The organism is Bradyrhizobium sp. JR4.3 (assembly GCF_040547695.1).
Lineage (GTDB): Bacteria > Pseudomonadota > Alphaproteobacteria > Rhizobiales > Xanthobacteraceae > Bradyrhizobium > Bradyrhizobium canariense.
This window is the reverse complement of the sequence record NZ_JBEPQF010000045.1, coordinates 1-22491: the sequence shown is the minus strand read 5'-3', so window position 1 is coordinate 22491 and position 22491 is coordinate 1. Positions and strand designations below refer to the sequence as shown.

13 protein-coding genes and 2 pseudogenes are annotated in these 22491 nt (G+C 59.2%); 5 read left to right on the top strand and 10 right to left on the bottom strand.

Annotated elements, in window-relative coordinates; translation table 11 throughout:
- Positions 1 to 735: 735 nt before the first annotated feature.
- Both ABIB91_RS37370 and ABIB91_RS37365 read left to right on the top strand, forming a co-directional pair.
- A complete protein-coding gene (locus ABIB91_RS37370) occupies positions 736 to 1194 on the top strand; it encodes a hypothetical protein (protein ID WP_354129399.1) in 459 nt (152 codons plus the stop codon).
- Positions 1195 to 1900: 706 nt separating this feature from the next.
- Entirely contained in the window at positions 1901 to 2212 is a 312-nt protein-coding gene (locus ABIB91_RS37365) for a hypothetical protein (RefSeq protein WP_354129401.1), read from the top strand.
- A 712-nt stretch (positions 2213 to 2924) separates the two neighbouring features.
- Here ABIB91_RS37365 and ABIB91_RS37360 read toward each other — a convergent pair.
- The 3 genes from ABIB91_RS37360 to ABIB91_RS37350 form a co-directional block, all read right to left on the bottom strand.
- Entirely contained in the window at positions 2925 to 5180 is a 2256-nt protein-coding gene (locus ABIB91_RS37360; RefSeq protein WP_354172097.1) for a di-heme-cytochrome C peroxidase, read from the bottom strand.
- A 73-nt stretch (positions 5181 to 5253) separates the two neighbouring features.
- Positions 5254 to 6627, bottom strand: a complete 1374-nt coding sequence (locus tag ABIB91_RS37355; protein ID WP_354172095.1) for a hypothetical protein — start codon at positions 6625 to 6627, stop codon at positions 5254 to 5256.
- Between the two features lie 100 nt (positions 6628 to 6727).
- Positions 6728 to 9928, bottom strand: a complete 3201-nt coding sequence (locus ABIB91_RS37350; RefSeq protein ID WP_354172093.1) for a hypothetical protein — start codon at positions 9926 to 9928, stop codon at positions 6728 to 6730.
- Positions 9929 to 10841: 913 nt separating this feature from the next.
- Here ABIB91_RS37350 and ABIB91_RS37345 point away from each other — a divergent pair.
- Complete coding sequence (locus ABIB91_RS37345; RefSeq protein ID WP_354172091.1) at positions 10842 to 11228, top strand: MarR family transcriptional regulator; 387 nt, start codon at positions 10842 to 10844, stop codon at positions 11226 to 11228.
- 548 nt (positions 11229 to 11776) lie between these two features.
- Positions 11777 to 12871: pseudogene (locus tag ABIB91_RS37340) on the top strand (IS5 family transposase).
- A gap of 408 nt (positions 12872 to 13279) precedes the next feature.
- On the opposite strand, the gene ABIB91_RS37335 reads toward ABIB91_RS37340, so the two are convergent.
- From ABIB91_RS37335 to ABIB91_RS37325, 3 genes are all read right to left on the bottom strand, one after another.
- Entirely contained in the window at positions 13280 to 14392 is a 1113-nt protein-coding gene (locus tag ABIB91_RS37335; protein ID WP_354172089.1) for an IS110 family RNA-guided transposase, read from the bottom strand.
- Positions 14393 to 14801: 409 nt separating this feature from the next.
- Positions 14802 to 15593: a polysaccharide deacetylase family protein gene (locus ABIB91_RS37330; protein ID WP_354172087.1), complete on the bottom strand. Its 792-nt coding sequence runs from the start codon at positions 15591 to 15593 to the stop codon at positions 14802 to 14804.
- A gap of 1091 nt (positions 15594 to 16684) precedes the next feature.
- Positions 16685 to 17125, bottom strand: a complete 441-nt coding sequence (locus ABIB91_RS37325) for a methyl-accepting chemotaxis protein (RefSeq protein ID WP_354213213.1) — start codon at positions 17123 to 17125, stop codon at positions 16685 to 16687.
- 571 nt (positions 17126 to 17696) lie between these two features.
- On the opposite strand from ABIB91_RS37325, the gene ABIB91_RS37320 reads away from it, so the two are divergent.
- A complete protein-coding gene (locus ABIB91_RS37320) occupies positions 17697 to 18386 on the top strand; it encodes a methyltransferase (RefSeq protein WP_354129538.1) in 690 nt (229 codons plus the stop codon).
- Positions 18387 to 18424: 38 nt separating this feature from the next.
- On the opposite strand, the gene ABIB91_RS37315 is transcribed toward ABIB91_RS37320, so the two are convergent.
- From ABIB91_RS37315 to ABIB91_RS41845, 4 genes and pseudogenes are all read right to left on the bottom strand, one after another.
- Positions 18425 to 18703 (bottom strand): HU family DNA-binding protein, encoded by a 279-nt coding sequence (locus ABIB91_RS37315; protein ID WP_354129537.1) that lies wholly within the window; start codon positions 18701 to 18703, stop codon positions 18425 to 18427.
- 637 nt (positions 18704 to 19340) lie between these two features.
- On the bottom strand, positions 19341 to 20102 hold the full coding sequence (istB, locus tag ABIB91_RS37310) for an IS21-like element helper ATPase IstB (protein WP_354172932.1): 762 nt from the start codon (positions 20100 to 20102) through the stop codon (positions 19341 to 19343).
- 19 nt (positions 20103 to 20121) lie between these two features.
- Positions 20122 to 21522 (bottom strand): IS21 family transposase, encoded by a 1401-nt coding sequence (istA, locus tag ABIB91_RS37305; RefSeq protein WP_354172933.1) that lies wholly within the window; start codon positions 21520 to 21522, stop codon positions 20122 to 20124.
- A gap of 262 nt (positions 21523 to 21784) precedes the next feature.
- Positions 21785 to 22164 (bottom strand): annotated as a pseudogene (locus ABIB91_RS41845) (transposase); the annotation flags it as partial.
- Between the last annotated feature and the right edge of the window lie 327 nt (positions 22165 to 22491).

Below are 22491 nucleotides of genomic sequence, written 5' to 3'. Positions count from 1 at the left end.
ATCTGTTTCCTCCGGTGATGATCGGCGGGGGAACAGTGCGGGATCCTAGGGCCTTAAGTTGGAATTGGCATCTACCGGATCTTGTAGTGGACGCTCCATCGTCTGCATGACACACGCAATGAACGAGCCCGGAGACTCGTTCTTGCTCGTAATTTCGCGGGTATGTACGCGCCGCGGCTGCGATCTCTGGTCCGGACACCAGCAGGATCGGCCTCGCTTGCCATCGGCACCGACGGAACGAAAGAGGCCGGCACAAGGGAGCCTCGCCGACGCCACCGATGGACTGGCCCCCGACGAGGCCGACCAGACGCGGCAGGCCGTCGCGTACTGCCTGGCTCATTCGAAATGGAAACTCAGGTGCAAGCCCACAAACATCCGGCATCAGATGAAGATACTCGCTATCTTCTTGTGCGTTGCCGACAGCGCCTCCTCGATCTCCGCGCGCATTTCGCACCGCCTGTCGTCTGGTCACTGACCGCTCGGGGCCTCTGCAGTTGTCGATTCCGATTATCGGCGCGCCGACTGTCGCGCTTCCGTCTCTTCGACCCGGTGCTCATGCCGCTGTGGCAGATGCGCGGCGGCCACGCCAAAGCGCCATCTCGCGATCGCGCTAATCGAACTGAAGACGGTGGCGGCGATGTCTGACCGGGACATGCTGCTGCTTCCGGGTGTCGGTCACAAGAACCTAGCGCGGATCAGGACGTGGCTCGCAATGGCCATCGAAGAGAAGAGGGGATGATAATAGACCGCGAGCGCCTGCTCAAATTTATGAGGCTCACGGAGTCCGACCACGACGGCGAGGCTATCGCCGCCATGCGCATGGCCAACAAGCTGATACGCTCCGCAGGCAAGACGTGGGAGGATGTCGTGTCCGGCGTCGCGGCTCCGGCGCCCAAGTCCTACGGCTCCCCCGCCCCGAGCGACTACCGAACTCCGCCGAGCCAGCGCGCGACGAGGCAGTACGGCAGGGCCGATCCGCGGAGTCCGAAGACCGAAGACAAGAAGATATACGACGACAACATCGGAACCTATCTCAAGGAATTGACCAAGCGCAGACACGACCCGAGCACCGTCATGTTTCTCGCGTCGCTGTCCGAGTACTACGAGGCGAAGGGCTACCTGACCGAGCCGCAGTACGAGACTGTGATGCGAATGCACGACAGGAAGCGCGGCAAGTCAACCTGGAGGTTGTAGTCAGCGTTTCTTGGTTCTAATCATATCAGGCGGGGTCGGCGAGTTTGTAGGACCAGGTATGGACGACGGGATGTGCTCCTACAGCGGGCGCATCCGTTAATGCGAGAAACACGGCGCCGATCCACATGCGCCCGAGCGAGCCTTCGACATTGCCCAAGCTGCCCCCCGGACTTTTCGCGAAGGAAGCCAGAACGATACTACACGGATGCGTATAACTTCGAACCGATCGAGGCCGCCCATGCTCGGGAGAAGGCCGACCAAGACGACTATTGGTTGGCGAACAGACACACGTTCGAATGCGAGGACTTCTGCGAGCAAGTACAGCGCGAATACGGCGCCCACGAACCGCTAGTGCTTGCTGTTGGCGCCTTGGCGCAAGGGTGATCGAAGCAAGAAAAACACCCAATCATCGGCAGCTCCTTGGGTCGGACCACTGCGTCTGGGCTGTCCTAAAATTCGCCGCCAGCGGCCGGATTTTGATTGATGGATAGCCGGCGCTCCGCGGCAGCCACTATCTCTAGGGGTGAGCATGATTGCGGTCATGCAATTTCCTCCTCTTCTTGTTGTTTGATTGATGCTGCAGAGCCGTTGGGGCTTTATGCCAAGAAGACGCTGGGCATCCGCCCGCAGTTGGCCCTCCGGCGACACGAAGCGATAGAGCATCTGCCGGGTTATCGAGAGTTCACCGTCTGAACGAGCTTCTGCCATGGAATTGGACGCCAGCATCAGCCATCTCCGCTCAAGCGCCATGACCACCCACCTCAATACGGTCCATCACGTCACCACCGTCACCAAGGTCGCGAGGGACCGCGGCGAAGACGAAGATTGGCTGCGAGACGTCGCCAATGAAATAGAGATCGAGGACCGAGCCATCAGAGTCTATGGCGTCGGCGAAGACGGCATCCAGGCGTTCACCGACTTCGGCATCGAACGTCTCATCGAGATGGCAGGTTCTACAAAGAGAACTCTGGACTGCTCAGGTGCTAACCCTGTGGCATACGCCGAATGGATACTATAAAGTAGCCTATTACGATTCCCTCAAGGCGGCGGAGCAACGCCTTCGAATGGCATGAAGCGCCTGGCTAAGCTTCTCGACATCACCGTGCAGGCAGCTTCCCGAGCAGTGGAGCAGCTTGTCGAGCGCAAGTTTCTTGTGGACGGACCGGCTATGCCCGCAACCGCGTATTCACTGCGCCTGATGCGCTATCGGTTATCAACCATCCGTTCAGTGAAGATCCGATTTTTCCTAACTTGTCGTCGTGACGATCAGCGGCCCGATGATGATCAACACGGTCGGCCATTATCCAGTGGCCTTTTCGGCCCTCTCGTTAACGGACCTCCATGCGAGTTAGCAGGTCATCGGCAGTCATCACGTGCGCAGTACAGAAGCCAAATCGAGAGCGTCGCAAGAATCGACCTCTCCGGATAGAGCGCTCCGTAGCCCATACTGGGCCGGTCAGGTCCGACAGAAATGCCACCTTGTAATCATGAAACATCGCATCGTGCGCAGTCGCGTGACAGTTCGGTAGTCATCCTCGCGCAGGCGCTGCCGAACCCCCTGCGTCAATAAGAATGATGCTTCGAAAGCTGGTTCCACATTCCTTCGCGACAATCTGTGATATGCGACGGCGTTTGACCCACCTCAGGGGAATACACGAGAAGCGACCGAGGGAAGAGCTGCTCGTATGAAAGGTGCCGCTTTGACTTTCCATGTGCGGCCAATGGACCTCTCACAGGGTCTTGAGATACTCGACAAGTGCGCGCCGCTCGGCATCGCTCAATTCTGGCCCGATAACACCAGGGAGCAGCTTCGTTAAGTCGGTTTCCTTGCCTTCAAACGAATGTCCACGATTGCCGTTCCCAAGCAGCGACACATTGAATTCCGTCAGACCGGCCGCACAGGCGTCGCTCGCTTGTGTTTTCGTAACAAGCCCGACATTGACTGGATCGAATTCCCGACTTCCAACGCAGAAGGACGTCGGCCGCTCGTTCTGCGGCAACAACATGTCTCTTAACGTCGGCACGGACCCGTTGTGCAGATACGGAGCTGTCGCCCAAACACCGTCCAGCGGGCGCGCCCGATATTGAGGTTCGAGGGCAAGAACATCTTCGGCCTTTCCGTTACGGTTCGCCCGAGCCCCAACGTAGACTCGTTGGTTTTGGCAATTCTTCCTGGGTCCCCAGATCTGCTGCTTGGCTTCTTCCGAGGTGCCGTTCGCAATGATCCATTGGTCGATTGTCTTTCCGACCACGTCCATGAGTGCGAGTACGAAAAGAGGATCTGCCCCTTTGTTCACTGGAAGCCCGCAAGCCCAGGCTTTGTTGAGGTCATCGACTGGATTTAATCCAAGTGACTCGGGTAGGTGAACGCGGCGCGTCGTGAGGACATCCGATTGTTGACGATCGGTACCGATCGCCGTGACCGGCATCTGAACCACATTGAAATAATGCCGCCCCCCTATGTCCACCCAATTCTTCTCGTTCTTGACGGAGCGATCGGGGTTCTCCGGCTTCCAGAACGAATCCTCCGGCCATCTTTTGTCGAAGGCAGGATCGTTGACCGGGCCTCGGTGGCATTCAAAGCAGTGCGCGCGATAGAGATCGCGGCCATTTTCAACGAGCTTTTCGTCAATGCCCCATGCCGGGTCGCTCCGAAATTTCTCCTGTGCGTCCTTCCAGCTGGGCGCTACGAGCCCGGTAAATTTTTTGCCGCTTGCATCGGCCGCCGAAAAGGGATCGGCGCCGCGCAGAAGCTCTTCGAACTGCGCGATGTCGGATAGATGTATCGATGAAGCAAACAGTGGCCGTCCGGGCGCGGGCGCGGTCATATTGATTTTTGCGCTGACACCGAGCGCCTCGCCTGAATTGCGAACAAGTTCGTTGAGAACGGAGGCGTCATACTGCGCCCAGAGGAAATACGGTGTGTCCCAGATCGGCGGAAAGCTCACGGGCGCATCGTGGCGCGCTAAATTGCCCCTGAGGAGTGGATCTGTGAGTTCGCCGGTCAGGGGGTCGAGTAAGTTGCTATAGAAAACCTGGTTCCCGATGCGATTCAGCGCGTCAAGTCGACCGAAACCTTCATCGAGATCCGCAACTCCCTGTTCCGTCAAAAGGCTATCGCCCTGGGCCTTTTGCTTTTTGATCTTTTGAAGTGCAAGGTCCAGATCGCTTCGAAGCTGCTTTCGATCAACGCCTTGACCTTTGATCTGCTCCAGTCTGCTGGCGAAACGCTCGAACCGCCACGGCAAAATCAGCGTGTAGCCGATAGACAGCCCAACGACTCGTTCAACCTCCCCGAGATTCACCATCGCCGGCCCACCGTCGAACCGAAGGCTGACATTTTTGTACTCCAGATGCCCCGTATGACAGGCGGCGCAGGTCAATCCGATCTGATCTTCGTACGAGGCTCCCGTCGCCGGGTCGATACCGCCCTTAAGGATGGCAAACCCGACAGGCAAGCCATTTGGATTGTCCGGTAGGTCTGGATTCCAACCGGGGCTCCCACCGCCCGCATTCGACCCATCTTCGTGATAACCGTATGAGGGCGCGTTACGGGCGAAGTCCTTTGAGCCAGGACTCGGAATAAAGCCAAGACGGCGCAAGTACTCGTCGTCCGTCAAGCTCGTGTAAGAGAAGGACAGCTCCGGGCGCTCCAACGCCAGGAACCATTGATAAGGGACAGGTATGGTCGCCGTCCCCTGCGAGGTGTGGTGAAACCAGTAACGCTGGCGCGAGCTCCAATTCTGCGGGAGCCAATAGGCGCCTTCGATTTTCGATGGCTCCGGCAAGGTAGCAGGCAGCAGTTGAGCGAGGAGATTTGCGTCGTTCTTGATTTTGAGAGCTGCATCGCGAACCTTCTCAGGCGCGAAATACACCAAGCCGGCCGGCACAATCGCGACGACGACGATTGCGAAGAACAGCCCGGCGACATGAGGCCAGCGCCTCACCCAGGAATAAAGGCGAGAGCCGAAAGAACGTCTCCCCATAGCAAGTACTCCATCTATCTCTTTCGCGCGTTCAGCCGGGCCGGCGGGCAGCCGGAAACGGCGACAGCGTCTGTTACTTGTTCAGCAATTTTCTATTGATGAAGGCGACCACGTCGGCCGTCTCGGCTGCCGCGCGTCGCGTTATCGTCGCCGCCGCCGGCCCGCCCTGCAAGAACGATGGGAACCAACCGAAATTGCGAACATTCCAGTTTTCCTTTGGCAAGACCGCTCGGTCCACGCCTGGCACTGCGAAGTTTGGAACTTTCCTGGCGAGTGGCTGCGCCGTCTCGGTGTGACAGCTGACGCAATCGGTATTGAAGAAGTGGCTTTTCTTCGGGTCGGTAATGATATTGACGATTTCGAGTATGCGACTGTTGGGCACGTTGCCATCAATGAACTCGGATGTCGAAACACCCTTGCGATCGGCGGCTGCTAAAGGCGGATTTTGCAATGCCGCGTGACGACAGGTGATCGGACTCTGATTGTTGGTAATCGGCTGCGGGATGACGTGTTTTCCGCCGACGATGCTGAACATCTGCGCTGCGTGTACGCCATCAAGCGTCGGGCCGGGCACGGGTATTAAGCCAGCCTGCGGGACCCTTAACATCGAGACGAAAATCCAGGGCTCGGGCGGCGAGATGCCCATGACAGCCATGGTGTTGAGGCGTTGCGGTGAAAGATGCTTCTCAAGTAAGGCCTTGAGTGCATCACGAAACGCCTTTGCCGATGCCCCAACAAGGCCCGGATGCACATTCAGATCACCAGCAGTCGAGACTTTGACATTGCCAAAATGTCCGGCTGCAAGTTGATCGCGCAAGGTCGCGACGTCACGAATGATTGCCTTGAAGACTTCATCGTCCGGCTTGAACCGCGGAAACGGCGCACAACCGTCGAGAGGCGGATCCGGGTCGAGGCTAAAGTTAAAGATGAGGTGGCCGGCGGTGTCATGAACTTTGAATCCGTCTGGTCCATTGGTTACCGGCTGAATGATGAGGCGGATTTGCGGTTGTCGGCCAAACTGGGCAATGACATCCGGCGACAATCCCGGCGCGCCCGGGTCGATTCTGATGCCGGCAACAAACCAGGCGTCGATCTTTTTCACGGCATCGGGCAGCTGGATGTGGCGTACACCTGAGTCGGGCACTCCCGGACGCTCGGGATTCTCGGCGTTGGCGATAAAGCGTGCAAAGTCTGCGTCGGAAAAAAGTCGCTGCGGAGATCCTGTGGGCCCGGCGAGATCGGATGCCGCGATCAGATTGGCCAGGTCAGCCGACGACTGCGGTGGAGGGAAGAGGATGGATACATCGTTGGGCGAAAGGGGCTTTGCGGCCGTTTGCGCCGGAGCCGCGCCCACCCCCAGAGCCGTGACGAGCACCACCCCCGCCGCAAACCCTCTTGCAAGCCGTCGACGAAACCTTGATCCGCACATTTCACCCCTTGCCGTCATTGGCAATCACCCTTTGAAACCAAACAGTTCAAACATCAGTGGTCGAAATCTCGACGCAACGTTCACTCAACATGCAAAACGGACCGGCGGCTCAAGCTTCTCATTCCTCACCGTAGAACTGGCTTTGCAGGGTCTTGATTTTCGTCGGATGCAACGCCTCCTCGATACAGCCGAGGAACATCTCACTCCTTGCATTGACGTGCGCGCCGTCAGCCGGGGCATGTTCCATGTCCGTCTGCAATGCACGCACGGCCGTCCAATCCTTCGCACGATCTTTCAGCAACTCGAACAGTGTCTGATGGTTTTCGTAAGGACGGAGTCGAAAGTGAGCGAACGTCACCTTGGCTGCAATCTTTGCATCCCTTAGCGCGTCGGGAAGCGCTAGCAGATCAAGTCCTTCCAGCTCGTCAAGCTGTTGCGTTTGCCTCTGCGCTTCCTGATATTGTTCGCGCCCGACCAATTGATACATTCCTCGCGGACGAAACAGCCATCCGTCATCGGTTCCAGGCTGGTTTCCGAACGGGTTGCCCTCGTAGCCAAGAACGAAGTTGGCCAACTCCTTGGGATGGTTAAGCAATGAGTTCACGTCGACGGCCGGCCTGTTTGCGGCCACAAGCTTTGCGTTGTTCTTGTCGATGCGATCGTGCCATTTCTGCGGGAGTTGAGAAACCGCGCTGTAAGAGAAGTTCTCGCTGCTGCGCGTAAAGTCGGAGCTGTCGTAGGAGACTGATCCCAAAATATAGGCCAGGATGCGGGGATCCGTCTCGTCGACGCGATCCCATTCCTGCAACAAGGCTTTGACCTGCTCGGCCTGAAAATATGCCATATAGCTCTTGCGATATGGCGGAACAGGTGAAGGGGCCGGCGAATGGTCCTTGCTCGATTCAGTCAGCTGGCGCGCGTAGGCGGCGACTTGATCCTGATATTTCTCATAACCGCGCTCTTGCAACCAATTGCTCTCATAACAGGCAAGCAATGGCTGCGGCTTGATTTTTGGAGTTAGTGGATGTTCCTTGGCTAGCTCGTCGGTGTAGGCAGCCTGTGCGAGTTTGGCGTCTTTGAGCGTTTCAAATGCGGACGCGACCGATCCATTCAGAAGATGAAACAACTTCACTTGCAGGCAATCAGCGTTGCTCTGCCTCTGGCGGGACTGATCGAAGTCGTCCTTCGGCACGCAGTCCCAAAACCGGCCACTGCTCAGTGAGATGATATCTTCGGTCTTCTGGGACAACGTCCATCCGAGCGGAAGGCTATAGAACAAGCCCGTTATGTCGGTTCGGCCGAAGGTGGGAAAACGCTGCACGCTGGGGGTGACTTCCGCGTCCGGCGAACGATCGATGCTGGTTGCATGATTGAGCGCGACATAGGTTCGGGAGCTTCGCGTGCTCAAGAGCGCGCGTACCGGCTCCATGAGCTCACCGAACATGAATGAACCATGATCACCGAATTGACCGCTCACCAGGGACAGCAGGTAGATCCGGAATTTTGGCGCGTCAGAAGTGCCCTTGATGCTGTTAAGCTTCTCAATCAGGTCGAGCGCGGTCTCGATTCCCGAATTCTCCACATATCCGCCATCCACCAGGCGCGCCTGCGGGTTCGTGGTTATGCAGTCATTTTTCAATGAGATGGTCGCTGCCGGTGTCACCCATGGAAATCGCGCGCTCGTGAATGCAGCTGTGCTGAGCGGAATCCGAAGTGAGTGGCTCTTGACCGTTTGGTCGGCCCCCGTTGTCACGCGTTCGAGTCCCGCGAGAATACACAGGTCCGTGTCATTCGGGTGTAGCGGATCGAAATCGAAGGGAGAGATTACGGCCCGTTTGCCGCTGCCGGCATCCGTCGTGTTGAACAACAGCGCCGGCATGTTGTTGCCGGCTGTCCAATGGGACTGAAAGTCGGCCCTTAGCAGATTGGATTGATCGCCGGTGCCCTTGTGGCTGTCGAGCATTCTGTCGCCGGCGTTCTCCAAAGTATATTCCAGAAAACGCGCGCGATCGAAGGCGGGGATCGCGACCGGAGAAAACATCTGAGTGAAATCGGTAAACAGGAAGCCGGCAACCAAAGGCGACAGAAAATCGGTCGCCAAGACGCTTGCAACGCGCTGCTCCACCGGCCCAGGGGCATCAATATCTTGGACTCGTCCGACACCGGCCAGAAAATCCGCGATTTTCGGGCATGTCTTTCCGTCGGCGGCATTCGAATCGAGGGACGCATTCTCGGCGTGGAGCGCAGCGGCGAAGATGGCGGAACCGACGCTGCCTCCGGAGACAGCGCTTATCGCAAACAGATGCTGTCGAAATGCCGGACAGAGATCCTGCATTCTCGCAAGAAACCGCGCCGCATTATTCGCAGCATAGATGCCTCCTCCTTGAGCCGCGACAATGAAGACGGGATATTCGCCGAGCCTCATGGCTTCCTCCAGCCGCGGCTTCTGTAAGAGCCACTCACGGAACGCCGCGACCGCAGACATGCGCGCGTCTTTCGGCAGGCTGTTTGCTTCAGCGACGGTGCGCAGTTCGTGGTCGTCGCCTCCCAACAGGGAGGCAAGCAAAAACAAGCCGCCAAAGACAACCGGTATAAATGGAAAGGTAAACTTGATCGTCAATAGGGCAAAGTGGACGGTGAGACCAACGACGCAAACCGCAAAGAGAGCGATCACGCCGAACGATCCGAAAAATTGTGCGAGCGTATCCGGCAGCAGAATGAATGCTGTTGTCAACAGGACGATGCCGCCGATCGTGAGCGCGAGAAACCTGTAGCGGATGAAGTAGGTATTGTTGGCGCGGCTCGCGAGAACAATCGATCGATCTCTTGATCCCATCCGCCACGTAAATATCACGAAGCAAACGAGCATGATCAGCATGGCGATTGCGAGGATGAGCAGTATGTTACGCTCCAACGCCAGCGCCTGGTCCTGAATGCGGAAGATACTTCCGACTTCCTCGACCTCACCGATCTTTCTCGCTGGGCGCGACGCGAATTGACCTGCCGTCGCGGCGATTATCGGCAGCGCCCCAAGCGAAACGGGAGCAAGTCTTATGTAAAAGGCCAAACGGCCCCTAGCGTGGGCGATTTCGGGCAGGGACGCAGTTGTGAGCTGAAACGCGCCTGCCCAGATCGTTACGGCAATTACGCCTAGGGCGGAGAACTCCCTGACGGTTACCCAACCAATGTCGTCAGCGGCTATCCGATAGAGCTCCTGGATCTGATCTGGCAGATATAGCAATATTGAGATGGCTACCGACAGGACAATCATCCACCGGAGGTTGCGTAACAGGGCAAAGAGCTGTTCGCGCACAGTCATCGCATTATTTCCCTAAGGGGTTTGCGGAGATACTCACGGAGTTAGCAAAGCAGACGCGGATTCCGGACATTCGTGCTGCTGGTACCGAACGGGATCGAGCCCGTGGACATACAGGGGACCTGCAACAAAGTAATTATGGCGCGCTCGCGGGAAGAGCGTCGAAATTGATGACTTAACCTACAGTAGCAATCCGGCTTTGTCGACGGTGGATCAAGAGTTTTTCGACGCGGATCAAATCCTCTAGCTCGTCGGGCGGCAACACCCGCTCCTGGGCGGCAACACACGAGGTGCAACGCTGCGATGGCGCTTGAATTCGGCGTTCGGGCGATCGTTTTTGATGAATTCCACCGTATCGATTGTGCAAAGTGCGATTCTGTTAAGCGCAGAGCTGCCGCACGTTAGAAAGACATTCGAGGCCGTTGCCCGGATCCGAACTACGGTCTTTCCGCGTTGGGGCAAGCCGTGGCCAGAGCGCAAGTGATGGAGTGTCGCGCCGGTGCGGGACACTCCGAATCGAGGGTCTCTTTTTGAACGTGCATCTCGGCGAGCCTCGTATATTTGGCGAAGCCAATTGGTTGGCAAGCAGTAGCCGCCGACATGTAGGCCGGAAGTCTCGCTGGGAGCCACATACTTCGGGCCACTTCTCGGCATTCTCCAATAATCGACGGAAGTAAGCGCGTGGGACCCAACAAATTGTCCTGTCTTAAACCTTGTCAGCGAGAACGAGCTGTGGGCAGGGTCCTAACATTCGACGGCACTGCATTTGGCTAAGCAAGCAAGGCGACGGGGAAACGGCTCTGCTGAGAGTCAGGAGCTGGTGCGGCGATTAACGTTGGAGATCAGATGCCTGAACGTCTGTCTGGAGGATTTTCTTCACGTCCGAGCCGAGGCACTCGGCATTAGTGGAACACAATTGGCGATCTTGATGGCGGTGATGGACTTAGACAAGGATGGCGGTGCTCCCGCCGGCGTGGTCGCAAAACTGATGAAAGTCGACCCGTCCTTCATCACGCTACATTCGAAGGCGCTAGAGAAAGTCGGATTTGTGCGGCGCAAGACCGGTATCAGGGATGCTCGGGTCGTCCAGCTCTCGTTAACGGACAAAGCCCGTAAGCGTCTCGCGAACATCGCTGCACAACAGGATGAACTGGATCAATTTGTTTTCGGTGAGCTTGGCATAGAGGAAATGATGAAACTGTCGAGCCGACTTGCAGGGCTCAGGAAGCGGCTGGAGAGAGCTCGCCTGAAAGCCGAACTGGACACCGGCGCGGCGTCAGCCCGACGGAGAGGCCGACGTTAGAATGGAGGCGCTTTGGATCGTCAACGGTTGCTTGAATGCGAGGGCCGCATGCCCGCATGTGAAGCACCGTGGTCATGAGGAGCACATCGGCTCCTCGCGCCGGTCGGCCAGGCGCAGCGGTGACGGGCTAAAGTTACCATTTGTGGATTGGGAGCTAGTCGATTTGGGCGACCAATACGGTTTCGGTAGGGGCCAGAGTTTCTCCGCGGTGCGCGGAGGGCAGCATCTGCGCGGCGACGAGCCTTCTAAGGGCGGAACGCTGGCCAGTCTCCCAAGGCGTACGGATGGGACGGCTTACGAAAGGCTCACGAGTTAGCCCCATCTGTTGACACGTTCTTGACCGACTTATTATTCTTCGCGGTCACTTGCGCTGGCGTCGCATTGACGAGCTGTTCGTACACGAGAGGATCTGTCGCGCCCTCGGTGTTGATCAGGAAGACCCGTGCATTGGGTCCAAGACCAATCTAACCACGCAAGGTCGGGTCAGAAGCAACCTTCAGTAAGGCTGCAAGGCCAACACCACCACTTTCGCCTGGCTGGGGGATGCGATGCGCGGGGCAGATCAGCGGTCGGAAGGCATATTCAGTTACGTGCGGTTGGAGCAGCGCGTTCCGGCGGATCATCCGCTGCGTGCGATCCGCGACTTGGCTGACGCTGCGCTGAAGGATCTGTCGCGCGACTTTGCCAGGCTGTACGCCCGCCATGGCCGACCGTCGGTTCCGCCGGAGCGGCTGTTGCGGGCGCTGCTGCTGCAGGCGTTCTACACGGTGCGATCGGAACGGCAGTTGATGGAGCAGCTCGACTACAATCTGTTGTTCCGCCGGTTCGTCCGTCTGTCTATGGACGATCAGGTGTGGGATGCGACCGTGTTCTGCAAGAACCGGGATCGACTGCTCGACGGCGAAATCGCGGCCAAGTTCTTTGTCACCGTTGCTGAACCTGCCGCAGGTGCGTGGGCTGTTGTCCAGTGACGACTTGTCCGTCGATGGCAGCTGATCGAAACCTCGGCCAGCATGAAGAGCTTCGCGCCGAGGGTGGCGGCGATCCCCATCCGGCAAGCAATCGGGCAGCGGTCAGGGACGCAATGTCGAGCGCGACTTCCATGGCGAGAAGCGCAAGAACGACACGCATTCTTCGACGACCGACCCCGACGCCCGCTTGTCTCGCAAGGGCGCTGGCAGGGAGGCCAAGCTCTGCCAAACGGGGCAACTGATGATGGAGAACCGCAACGGGCTGATCGTCGATGCGCGCCTCACCGAGGCCAACGGTACGGCGGAGCGAACGACCGCTCTCGAAATGATCGAGGACAACGCCAAGCCGGGCAGCACCGTGGGCCTCGACGTGAACTATGACACCACCGACTTTGTCACCGCTTGCCGCGAGCGCGGCTGCACGCTGCATGTCTCGCAGAACGAACCAACCGCCACTCGGCGATCGACGCGCGCACGACCCGGCACCCCGGCTATCGCATCAGCACGATCAGGCGCAATCGGATCGAAGAACCATTGGGGTGAATCAAGACGGTCGGCGGCCTGCGCAAGGCCCGGCATCGTGGCCGAGGCCTGGTCGAGTGGTTCTTCGTGCTCACCGCCGCAGCCTACAATCTCGTTCGTATTCCGAAGATGCTGGCAGCAACGGGATGAGCCTGTCTGGAGCGTCAAACATCAGCGAAAACTGCGCGTACAGCGCTCTTTACCACTCATCGATTGGCTCATCCTCGCCCCGCACATCAGGAAAATCGCCCTTCAAGACCCATTTTTCAGCAGCCTGCTCTCATGTTTGCTGTCAAGGGACTCGATCAAGCGGAGCCGCTTCCGGCTGAGCGCCCGGACGCTGGACTTCGAAGGTGCCCACGGTAGGAGGCAGGGCCAAAGACGACGGTTAATCAAGCTCTCATGCGCGGGTTGGCTACCGCATGACCGTGGTTTCGTCTTGGGGCTGCCTCGGTCTAGGGGGCGAGCGTCGGCAATGCCGGCTCATAACAGGCCACGAGGATTCCCCACCGCGCCCTGCCTCCTGCCCTGGGCACCGATATGGTCGAGCAGCGCCCTTCAGGCGACCGGCCCGAGTTGTACTTGACGAGTGATCGCCCACAGGAAGCCGACCATCTCGCGTGCAATGGCGGTGGTGACGATCACCTTGGGTTTGCCGACCGCCGACAAGCGGCGATAGCGGGCGCACAGCCTGACCTGGGCCTTCCAGGCGATATCACGGATAGCTTGAGGCAGGCGCTCGTTACGGTCATGGAGCTTGCGACTGACGCGAGCTTGCATGCGATAGGTCCATGCCCCCTCAATCAGAGCCCGCCTGGCCAGAGCGTTGCCAGCCTTGGTGATGCCGCCGCGTCGGATGGTTGCGCCGCTCGAATACTCCGACGGCACGAGGCCGAGAAAGGCCATCAACTGGCGGGGGTTGTCAAAGCGAGAGAAGTCGCCAACCTCGGCAACCACCGTTACGGCAACGATGAAGGCGACGCCGCGCATGGCCTGCACGGCCTCTACGAATGGCGTCATCGACCATTTTGGCACCAGCTCCTCGATCCGCTTGGTCAAGCAGTCCACACGGGCCTCAGCGTCGGTCACGGCATGAATGTAGTCCTGCAGAACGATTTGGCTCGCCGGGTGATCGAAGCGCACCGTGGTGAGCCAGCGACGATAAGCCAGAGTCCACCCCCTCTTCCCGGCATAGATGCGCCCATGGCGCAGCAGGAAGCCTTGGAGATGTTGTCGCGCCTTGCCGAGCACACGCATCGCCGTGGCGCGGGCTCTCACCAAGTCGCGCATGGCCTCATGCGCCGCATCCGGAACCCACACGGCTGTCAACTCGTCGCTCCGGTGCAGCTTGGCCAGCATCGCCGCATCGCGCCGGTCGGTTTTTACCCGATCCCCGGCTTTCGTCGGGATCAGCGAGGGGGCCACCACGATGCAGTTGTGCCCCAGTCCAGTCAGTTGTCGATGCAGGCCGTATCCGCAGGGGCCGGCTTCATAACAAAACCTTACCTGCCGGTCACCCTTGCCAAGCTTCTTCGCCAGCTTGGCGATTTGATCGGCGCGATTAGGGATGATCCCCAAGTTACGAACTTCCCCGCCGCGCATCGCTTCGGCCACTGCAACCGAAATCGTCGCCTTGTGCACATCCAGCCCCACGAAAATGCTATCGTTCATCAGGCCCGCTCCCCATGCTTGAGGCTCGGCGCCGGACCATCCGGCGCAACCCTCGATAGGAGCTTGCCGCGGGGCCGGCCGCCCGTCACCTCAGAGGGCAAACATAGGGTCTAGTGCTTGCGGACACGCGACACAGCTTGAGACGGTCGCGGCATTCAGCGGAAGATGCTTTCTCCATTCCAAAATCAGGAAGTGCAGCACGACGAAGATACCGAGCGGCTATGCGCCCTGCCACTCCTGCCGGCGCGTAAACCGCAAGGATGATGCAGACGTCTGACGTGATCTACGGTTCCTACCTGCCCGAAACGGCTCATGCGCGATTCCGCCTTCATCCTTGCACCGGCTCGCATGAACGACGGCTTAGTGGATTCGGGATTGCTCCACTCTGCGCCGCCGTGACACTCCGCCATCAATGCGTATCGGCATTCCTCTGCAGCGGCGCCGTCGGAACGATGTGAACGACGTGATAGCTGTTGTCGTGCAGGTACCGTAGGAAGGCGGGCATCATCGCGGCGGTATGTGCTTTGGCGTCGTGAAGCAGAATGATCCCCTTCCCCTCGGCATTGAGCCGGCTGGTGATCAGCTTCAGCTCCTGGTCTGGCGTCATTTCCTCCCAGTCGCTGGCCCACAGGTCCGCTCCGAACACGACGATGCCCCGAGACTGGAGTAGCTCGAGCGTCTGAGGGGTCGAGTCGAAATAGGGGAAGCGGAAGAACGGCGTCGAAGGCGCCATTGTCGATACTCCATGGAGCGCCATTTCGTCGGCGGCAATCCCGCGATCGATGTCCTCTTTCGCCTTCTCGAAGCTGATCTTCGACGCCATCGAATGCGACCAGGTGTGGTGCGCGATGGTGTGGCCTTGCGCGGCCGCGCGCCGCGCGAGCTCGGGAAATTGGGCTGACGACTTGCCGACCAGGAAGAACGTGGCTCGGACGCACTCCTGCGCGAGCGCCGCCAGCACCTTTTCCGTGTACGGCGGCCGGGGCCCGTCGTCGAAGGTCAGCACGACCTCGTGGTCGGCTAAGGGGAGAGTTTGGGGAAAGCTCTTCAGTCCAACCCGCGGATGAGTCTTGGCGTCAACGGCGAGCACGCGCGAGGTCCCGAGTGCGTCCTTGCGCGGACAGTCGGCCGCCTCCGCAGCCGTGATGCCGGCAAGCACCGCCGTCGCGGCGCTCACAAGCAGCAGGGCCCATTCTGCCATCGAGGTGGTCCCCGAACAGGTGTCTGGTTGCGGCCTTGAACAAGTTAGTCTTGCCGTCATAGCTGGCGTTACATCATCATGCCGATGGCTTCAGCCGCCTCGTTTCCATTTCGGACTAGCTGATCCGTCGCGGTGGACCTGCACTCAGATCGAACTATGTCGCTCCCGAGCGCATCAAATTGTCTGCAGCCAGATGATTTTCTGCTTCGTCCAATTGGAATTGGTTTGGCCGCCGCCATTGTACTTCTGCCGGCCTCCACCAACCGGCTCGTGCAATGGTCAGTTCGCCCCTGCACAGTACCGGATATGGCGATATTAATTCATACAATGCGCGGCACTGACGCCCGAAGTCCGCGTTCTGATGCCGTTTCTCGACGGATTTCACCAATGACTGCTGGCCTGTGCCGACGGCGCTCCAGCGATCGACAATTACAGCGACTGACCGGCAATACCGTCACCTTCATGAGGCGCCGTTCCTCCTCCCAGAGGACATAAAACCGCTTACAAGCGGCGGATTTGCCGCGGAGCCGCCAATGCTGCACAACGCCTACCGAAATGCCGACGCTCAGCAACCTTCACCGCAGCAAGACCATCGGCTCATAATTCCATATGCTCGATGTCGATCGGTTCCTCGTCGTCGGATGCAGCCGCTAAGCGAAGGCAAAGACGAGTAGGCTCGAGCAGAGCAGCGCGAGGCCGGCCGCGGTCAGTGCAGGAAGCTCCCGGAAACAAGGTTATGATTGCGCATGGAAATACCCTCGATTGCACCGCAGAAGAGAGCAGCAACCGCTGCGTTGCGCCGTTTGACCGGTCAGCACCTAAATTGATATTCAAGACCAGCGCATTATTCCTGCTGTTGTTGGGGATAAGCATTTTTGCGTCGGGTTTACGGCTCGCTCCGCCGTCTCGCGGCGGAGATAAAGAAACCGCGCATGAGAACCGTAGGAGTGCTCAGCGCTTCCGCGTTGCAGCTCTAATAGACCCGGTCTCCTAACATTTACCCGCCGATTCCGATAGCAGATGGGCCAACTTGGCCTCGGAAGAAAGGTCACCCTTCAGGCGTGGAGAGCTTACGACGTTGACACGCCGATTTAAGCCGCTTGAACACTGCCCAGGTAGCTGTCTAGTTCGTGCTTCAGCCGAGAGCTTTCCTCAGATAGCAGTTCGGCAGACATCAGCACCTGCATCGAAGCCCCTCCGGTTTCCTTTGCGCGGTTGGTGACTTCACCGGCGCTCGCTGCCACCTGGGTTACCCTGGCCGCCGCTTTCTGCAAATTGAACGCAATGTTCTTGCTGGTCGCCTCCTGTTCCCCGATCGAATCGACCACGGTGATGGCGATATCCGAGATGCGGCCGATGATGACGCCAATTTCGGTAAGCGCGACGACCGACTCAGTCGTCGCGGCCTGAATGCCGCCAATGTGCTGGCTGATCTCAACGGTCGCGTGCGCGGTTTGCGTCGCGAGCGATTTTACTTCCTGGGCGACAACCGCGAAACCTCTGCCGCGATCGCCGGCGCGCGCGGCTTCAATCGTCGCACCGCCACGGCCGTCGCCGTTCTGACCTCTCCCGGCAACCAGGCCGTGTCGGCGCCGGGCGGCGCGGTCCAGACAACCGGCGCCATGGCGCGGAGATCATAGATCATCGGTCGCAGACCGGCTCGATGAAGTTTAGCCCCGTGATGGAGACCGGGCCCCACACCGCGGGGACCCCATTGCATTCGCGCGCGCGCCTCATCACGGAGATCCCACTTGCAATGCAGCTCGCAATTTCTGCTTTCTGGTTGACTGCCGCGAGGATAGTCGCGAACGTGTACCAAATCGCTTATACGTGTTCGGTTTCTGACACGGGTGGCGACACGCTGGCGCGGCAGAACAGCTCAAGACTTACCGGCAGCCGCTCTTTCAGGAAAATCAGCAGCCGAGCGCGTTTTGAATGCTGATGGCACGGACGTTGCTATTGAGAGGCAACGATAGCTTGTGAAGGACGATGGCATTCAGACACGAAGACATACCATGCTCCCATTCCCATAGACTTCATGCCCTGTACAGAGCACCGAGCGTGCGGCAGCTGCCGAGCCCGCTACAAAATTGGAGAGTTGAAATGACCGCCCCCCTAGCCATATCGGCGCGGCGCCAAACGACCGATGTCGACGCAATGATCGCTGATCTGCGGTCATGCGAACATTCGCACGATGTGGAAGTGTGCGGTATGCGCTTGCACATTCTCCCTGGCGTGCTGTCACCACGCCTAAGTCACGCTCCCGATGTCTTGATATCGAAGTGGCACATCGAATCTGGAGCAATAGTGCTAGATCTGGGATGCGGATCAGGTGTGTTGGGGCTGGCAGCACTCCGCGCTGGAGCAGAACGCCTAGTGGCTCTCGATATCAATCCGCAAGCCGTTCTCACCACAACGCTAAACATCGAGCAGTTAGGTTATTCCGAACGCGCAGAAGCGCGCCACAGTGACATCTATTCTGCGCTGCAGCCTAAGGAAAAATTCGACCTTATTCTTTTTGCTGCCCCGTATTGGAATCGAAAAGCAAAGGACGACCTGGAGCGCTCTTGCTTTGACGAAGATCATAGAGTCATGGCCTCGGCTCTAGGGGGAGCACGTGTCTGGCTCAATGCGAATGGCCGAATGTATGTCGTCTTTTCTGATCAGGGAGATATTGGGCGTGTTGTGAACTTGATTGATGACAGTAAGCTGCGCGTTAGAAATATGCATATTTCCCGACCATCGATTCATGGAGGGCACATCCGGATCATCTGGGAGCTCACGGTTCGGTGAAGCCTACCAACAAGAGCCCCGGCCTTGCGCCCCTCCCTCTAGCCGTTCAGCGCATCCTTGAGGGCCTTGGCCGGGGCGAACGTCAGCTTCTTCGCCGCCGCGATCTTGATCGTCGCGCCAGTCGAGGGATTGCGGCCTTCGCGCTCCGGGGTGTGCTTCACCTTGAACTTGCCGAAGCCCGGCACATTGGTTTCAGCATCGCTCGCCGCTGCATCGGCGATAGACTTGAAGATACCGTCCACAATGGTGTTGGCTTGCGCCTTTGGCAGATTGTACGCCTTGGCGATCTCGTCGGCGATTTCAGCTGCGGTGGTCATGGTGTGACGTTCCTCGGGGATGTCGGTTGCAATCGGCTGCGGGCAGCTTCGGCGCCCTCAGCATAGAGGAGCGCGCATCGCAGCTACTTCAAGACGCGGCTTGGCCGCTTGCGCGAATTATCCCAAAAATTCGACTTGGTCGGCAGCTTTCGCGAATGGGCGCTGCCGCAGGACGGGCAGGAGGTACTCCGTGAACTCCTTGTAGGAGCCGAGGATCGTCCAGTTAGTCAAACTGATGCCGTCGATCCTCGTCTCTCGCCAGCGAAGGCGTTCGTCCGCGATTTGCTCCGGCGTTCCGACGAAGCGGGGCGCTCGGCGACGAGCAGGCCGACCGTCGGTTCGCGCTTGCGGAGCCATTCGATAGGCCAAGCAGAAATTGGCGCAGCAGGCTGCATTATTTCATTGGCCAACCCAAGATGTCCTGACGTGCGTCGGACTACCCCGGCGCGGGGTGGCTATGTCGCAAGTAGTTTGGGTATGCAGATCAGGTTGTAGGCGATCAGATTGAGCAAGAAGTGCGGATTCCGGGGATTGCGGCCAGAGATTCCGATTGAACGCGACCATGCATTCCGATCGAAGGCGGCCACCTGTTCCGACGAAGGCGGCCGGGGTGTCGTTGCCGGCATGAGGAGTTGGGTCAGGTTTTCTTCGCGGCGTCAAGATTGGCGCGTTGGGCAGTTATTTTCCGCATGCTGTCTCCTTTGAGGATGAGGCGGTGAGCGTTGTGGACGAGGCGGTCGAGGACGGCGTCGGCGATGGTCGGGTCGGCGATGATCTCATGCCAATTTTCGATCGGTACCTGGCTGGTGATGATGGTCGATCCGCGCTGGTGACGATCGTCGACGACTTCGAGGAGATCGCGACGCTGCTCGCCGGTAATCGGAGCGAGGCCCCAGTCGTCGAGGATGAGCAAATCGACCCTCGATAACGTCTTGAGGAGCCGCGCATAGCGTCCGTCGCCGCGGGCGAGCGCAAGAGCTTCGAACAGCCTTGGCAGGCGATGGTATAAGACCGATCGATTATCGCGGCATGCCTTGTGACCGAGCGCGCAGGCGATCCAGCTCTTGCCGACGCCGGTCGGCCCGGTGATGAGCAAATTTTGCTTGCGGCCGATCCAATCGCCATCGACGAGCTTGGCAAAGAAGGCGCGGTCGATGCCGCGCGGAGCGCGCAGATCGACATCTTCGACGATTGCGGCCTGCCGTAGCGAGGCAAACTTCAGGCGTACGATGAGCCTTTTGTTCTCTCGCTCAGTTGCTTCGCGATCGATCATCAGGCCGAGGCGCTGCTCGAAGGTCAGCGCGGTGACGTCCGGTTGGCGTTGCTGATCATCGAAGGCCTTGGCCATTCCGGCGAGCCCGAGAGCGGCGAGACGTTCGTGGGTATGATTTCTGAGCATAATGCCTCCTTGTTGCTGGTCAGTGGTAGTAGCCGCGGCCACGGATGTTACCGTGCTGGATGGGATCGGCGTCGGGGGTGGTGTCGGGAAGGAAGGACTTGTCCAGGCCGGTCTTGAGGATCGAGGCAATCGACCGATAGCTCGCTGAGCCGATGCTGATCCCGCGGCGGCAAGCGGCTTCGAGACGTTGCGTCCCATAGGTCTTTTCCAACCGCAGGATGCCGAGACAGGATCGGAAGCCCTGCTCGGGATGCGGCTTTGTCCGCATGATCGCCTCGCACAGCGCGATTGTGGACGGACCGACTTTCTCAGCGGCGGCCAGCAGACGCGCCGGCGTCCAGAAGGCGTATCGGCGATGCGCGCTCGGCATGTGCTCGGGGATCGTGGTGTGGCGGCGCTTCACCCCCGAGCGTGCATGGCTGGCGATGCGGGTGCCGCGATGGAACACCTCGATGGTGGCTTCGGTGGCCCGAACCTCGACAACCTGGCGGATCATGCGGGATGGCACCGAGTAGAAGTGTCCCTGAACTTCGACATGGTAATCCGGCGCCACACGGGCACGACGCCATTCGGCGTACTGATAGGCCTCGGCCGGCAGCGGCATCAGGGCCGGACGATCGATGGTGTCGAAGAACTCGCGGCGGCTGGCACCGAGCTTGCGCATCAGGCGGGCGTTGAGTTGGTCGACCAGGATGCGGATCGCAACATTCAACTCGGCGAGCGAGAAGAAGCGCCGGTTGCGCAGCCGCGCCAAAATCCATCGCTGGACGATAAGAACCGCCGCCTCCACCTTGGCCTTGTCGCGCGGCTTGCGGGGCCGCGCCGGCATAATGGTGGTGCCGTAATGGGCGGCAAGATCTTGGTAGGTCCGGTTGACGCCTGGCTCGTAGCGGCTCACCACCGTCACCCCGGCCTTCAGATTGTCGCAGACGAGCGCCTTCGGCACCCCGCCCAGGAAGGTGAGCGCATCCACATGGGCGCCGATCCAGTCGGGCAGCGCCTCGCTGAACCGGGCTTGGGCAAAGGTGTAATTCGACGCTCCCATGACCGCGACGAAGATCTTGGCGGCGCGCACCTCCCCGGTGAGCCCGTCGAACACCGGCATGGTATCGCCGGCGAAGTCCACGAACAGCTTTTCGCCGGCCGCGTGGGTCTGCCGCATGGTCGCCGTGATGCCGTGGCGCCATTCGACGTAGAGGTCGCAGAACCGGCTGTAGCCGTAGCCGTCGGGATGATGGCCGCGGTATTCCTCCCACAGCAGCGCCAGCGTTACGCTGCGGCGGCGCAACTCGGCATGGACATGCCCCCAATCCGGAAGCGGCTTCGATCGTGGCGGGTTGTAGCCGGCCGGCGCAAACAGCTTGCGCTCCAGGGCTGTGTCGTCGAGCTCCTCCGGGATCGGCCAGGTGATGCCGATCACCGCGGCCCGGCGGACATAGTCGTCCGTTCTTTAATCGCGGGCACGGTGTCAACCCCGATAGACAAAAATGATCCGCTGCCGGGTTCATGGTTGTTTCCGCGGTCGTCTCTATGCAGGAGCGCCGCATGATGGTGTTCAAAAGGCGTGGCATCTCGATGTGAAGAGCGCGGTGCGTAAAGCCCGCAGGGAGATTGCCCACACCTTCGTCCCGGCAGGGACGCTTGTTCCGCCGAAGGCGGATCCGGGTTGGTTTAAGACTGGTTCATGCGGTGCGCATCTCTGCCTGGAATTCGGTGCCGTCGGTCCAGATAGCATGGAGGATGACAGCCATTTTGCGAGCCACGGCAACCTTGGCCTTTTTGGCGCCGATGCGTTTGGCCAGCTTGCTGCCCCAGCGCTTGAGCGCAGAACCTCGCCTGACAACGGTCAGCAGGACTTCGCGGCCTCGAACAGATAAGTTCGCATCTGGTGGTTGCCGCGCTTGGAGATGCGGCCAGTACGATCCATCTCGCCGGATTGATAACGTCTTGGTGTCAGGCCTAGATAGGCACCCACGTCGGCGGAATGTCTGAAGCGAGTGGGGTTGTCGATGGTTACGACGAAGGACAGGGCAGTCAGGGGACCGATACCGGGAACGGTCATCATTCGCCGAACAGTTTGGTCGCCTTTTGCCACTGCCAGGAGCTGTCGATCGAACCTCTCAATTTGCTCGGTCAAGCAGGACTGGGCAAGGACCAGCGGTGCGAAAATATCTTGTAAATCCGGCGCTTCAGCAAGCACGGCGTCGACTTTGCGAGCCAAGTTCGTCGAGCCGGCCTTGCCGAGCACTATTCCCAACCCCTTGCACAGACCTCGCATTTGGTTGTCAATGTCCCGCCGCAGATTCACCAGCTTGGTTCGAGCCGCCAGCATCGAACGGGTTTTCCAGCTCTCCGCCCCCTTCACGGCAGCTTCCCGATACCATCCCAT

Excerpts from the sequence above, each read along its gene's own strand:
- ABIB91_RS37370 (WP_354129399.1), top strand. The coding sequence starts at position 736 with ATGATAATAGACCGCGAGCGCCTGCTCAAATTTATGAGGCTCACGGAG.
- ABIB91_RS37335 (WP_354172089.1), bottom strand. The coding sequence starts at position 14,392 with ATGAACGATAGCATTTTCGTGGGGCTGGATGTGCACAAGGCGACGATT.
- ABIB91_RS37350 (WP_354172093.1), bottom strand. The coding sequence starts at position 9,928 with ATGACTGTGCGCGAACAGCTCTTTGCCCTGTTACGCAACCTCCGGTGG.
- ABIB91_RS37315 (WP_354129537.1), bottom strand. The coding sequence starts at position 18,703 with ATGACCACCGCAGCTGAAATCGCCGACGAGATCGCCAAGGCGTACAAT.
- ABIB91_RS37320 (WP_354129538.1), top strand. The coding sequence starts at position 17,697 with ATGACCGCCCCCCTAGCCATATCGGCGCGGCGCCAAACGACCGATGTC.
- ABIB91_RS37360 (WP_354172097.1), bottom strand. The coding sequence starts at position 5,180 with ATGGGGAGACGTTCTTTCGGCTCTCGCCTTTATTCCTGGGTGAGGCGC.
- ABIB91_RS37365 (WP_354129401.1), top strand. The coding sequence starts at position 1,901 with ATGGAATTGGACGCCAGCATCAGCCATCTCCGCTCAAGCGCCATGACC.
- ABIB91_RS37355 (WP_354172095.1), bottom strand. The coding sequence starts at position 6,627 with ATGACGGCAAGGGGTGAAATGTGCGGATCAAGGTTTCGTCGACGGCTT.
- ABIB91_RS37330 (WP_354172087.1), bottom strand. The coding sequence starts at position 15,593 with ATGGCAGAATGGGCCCTGCTGCTTGTGAGCGCCGCGACGGCGGTGCTT.
- istB (WP_354172932.1), bottom strand. The coding sequence starts at position 20,102 with ATGCTCAGAAATCATACCCACGAACGTCTCGCCGCTCTCGGGCTCGCC.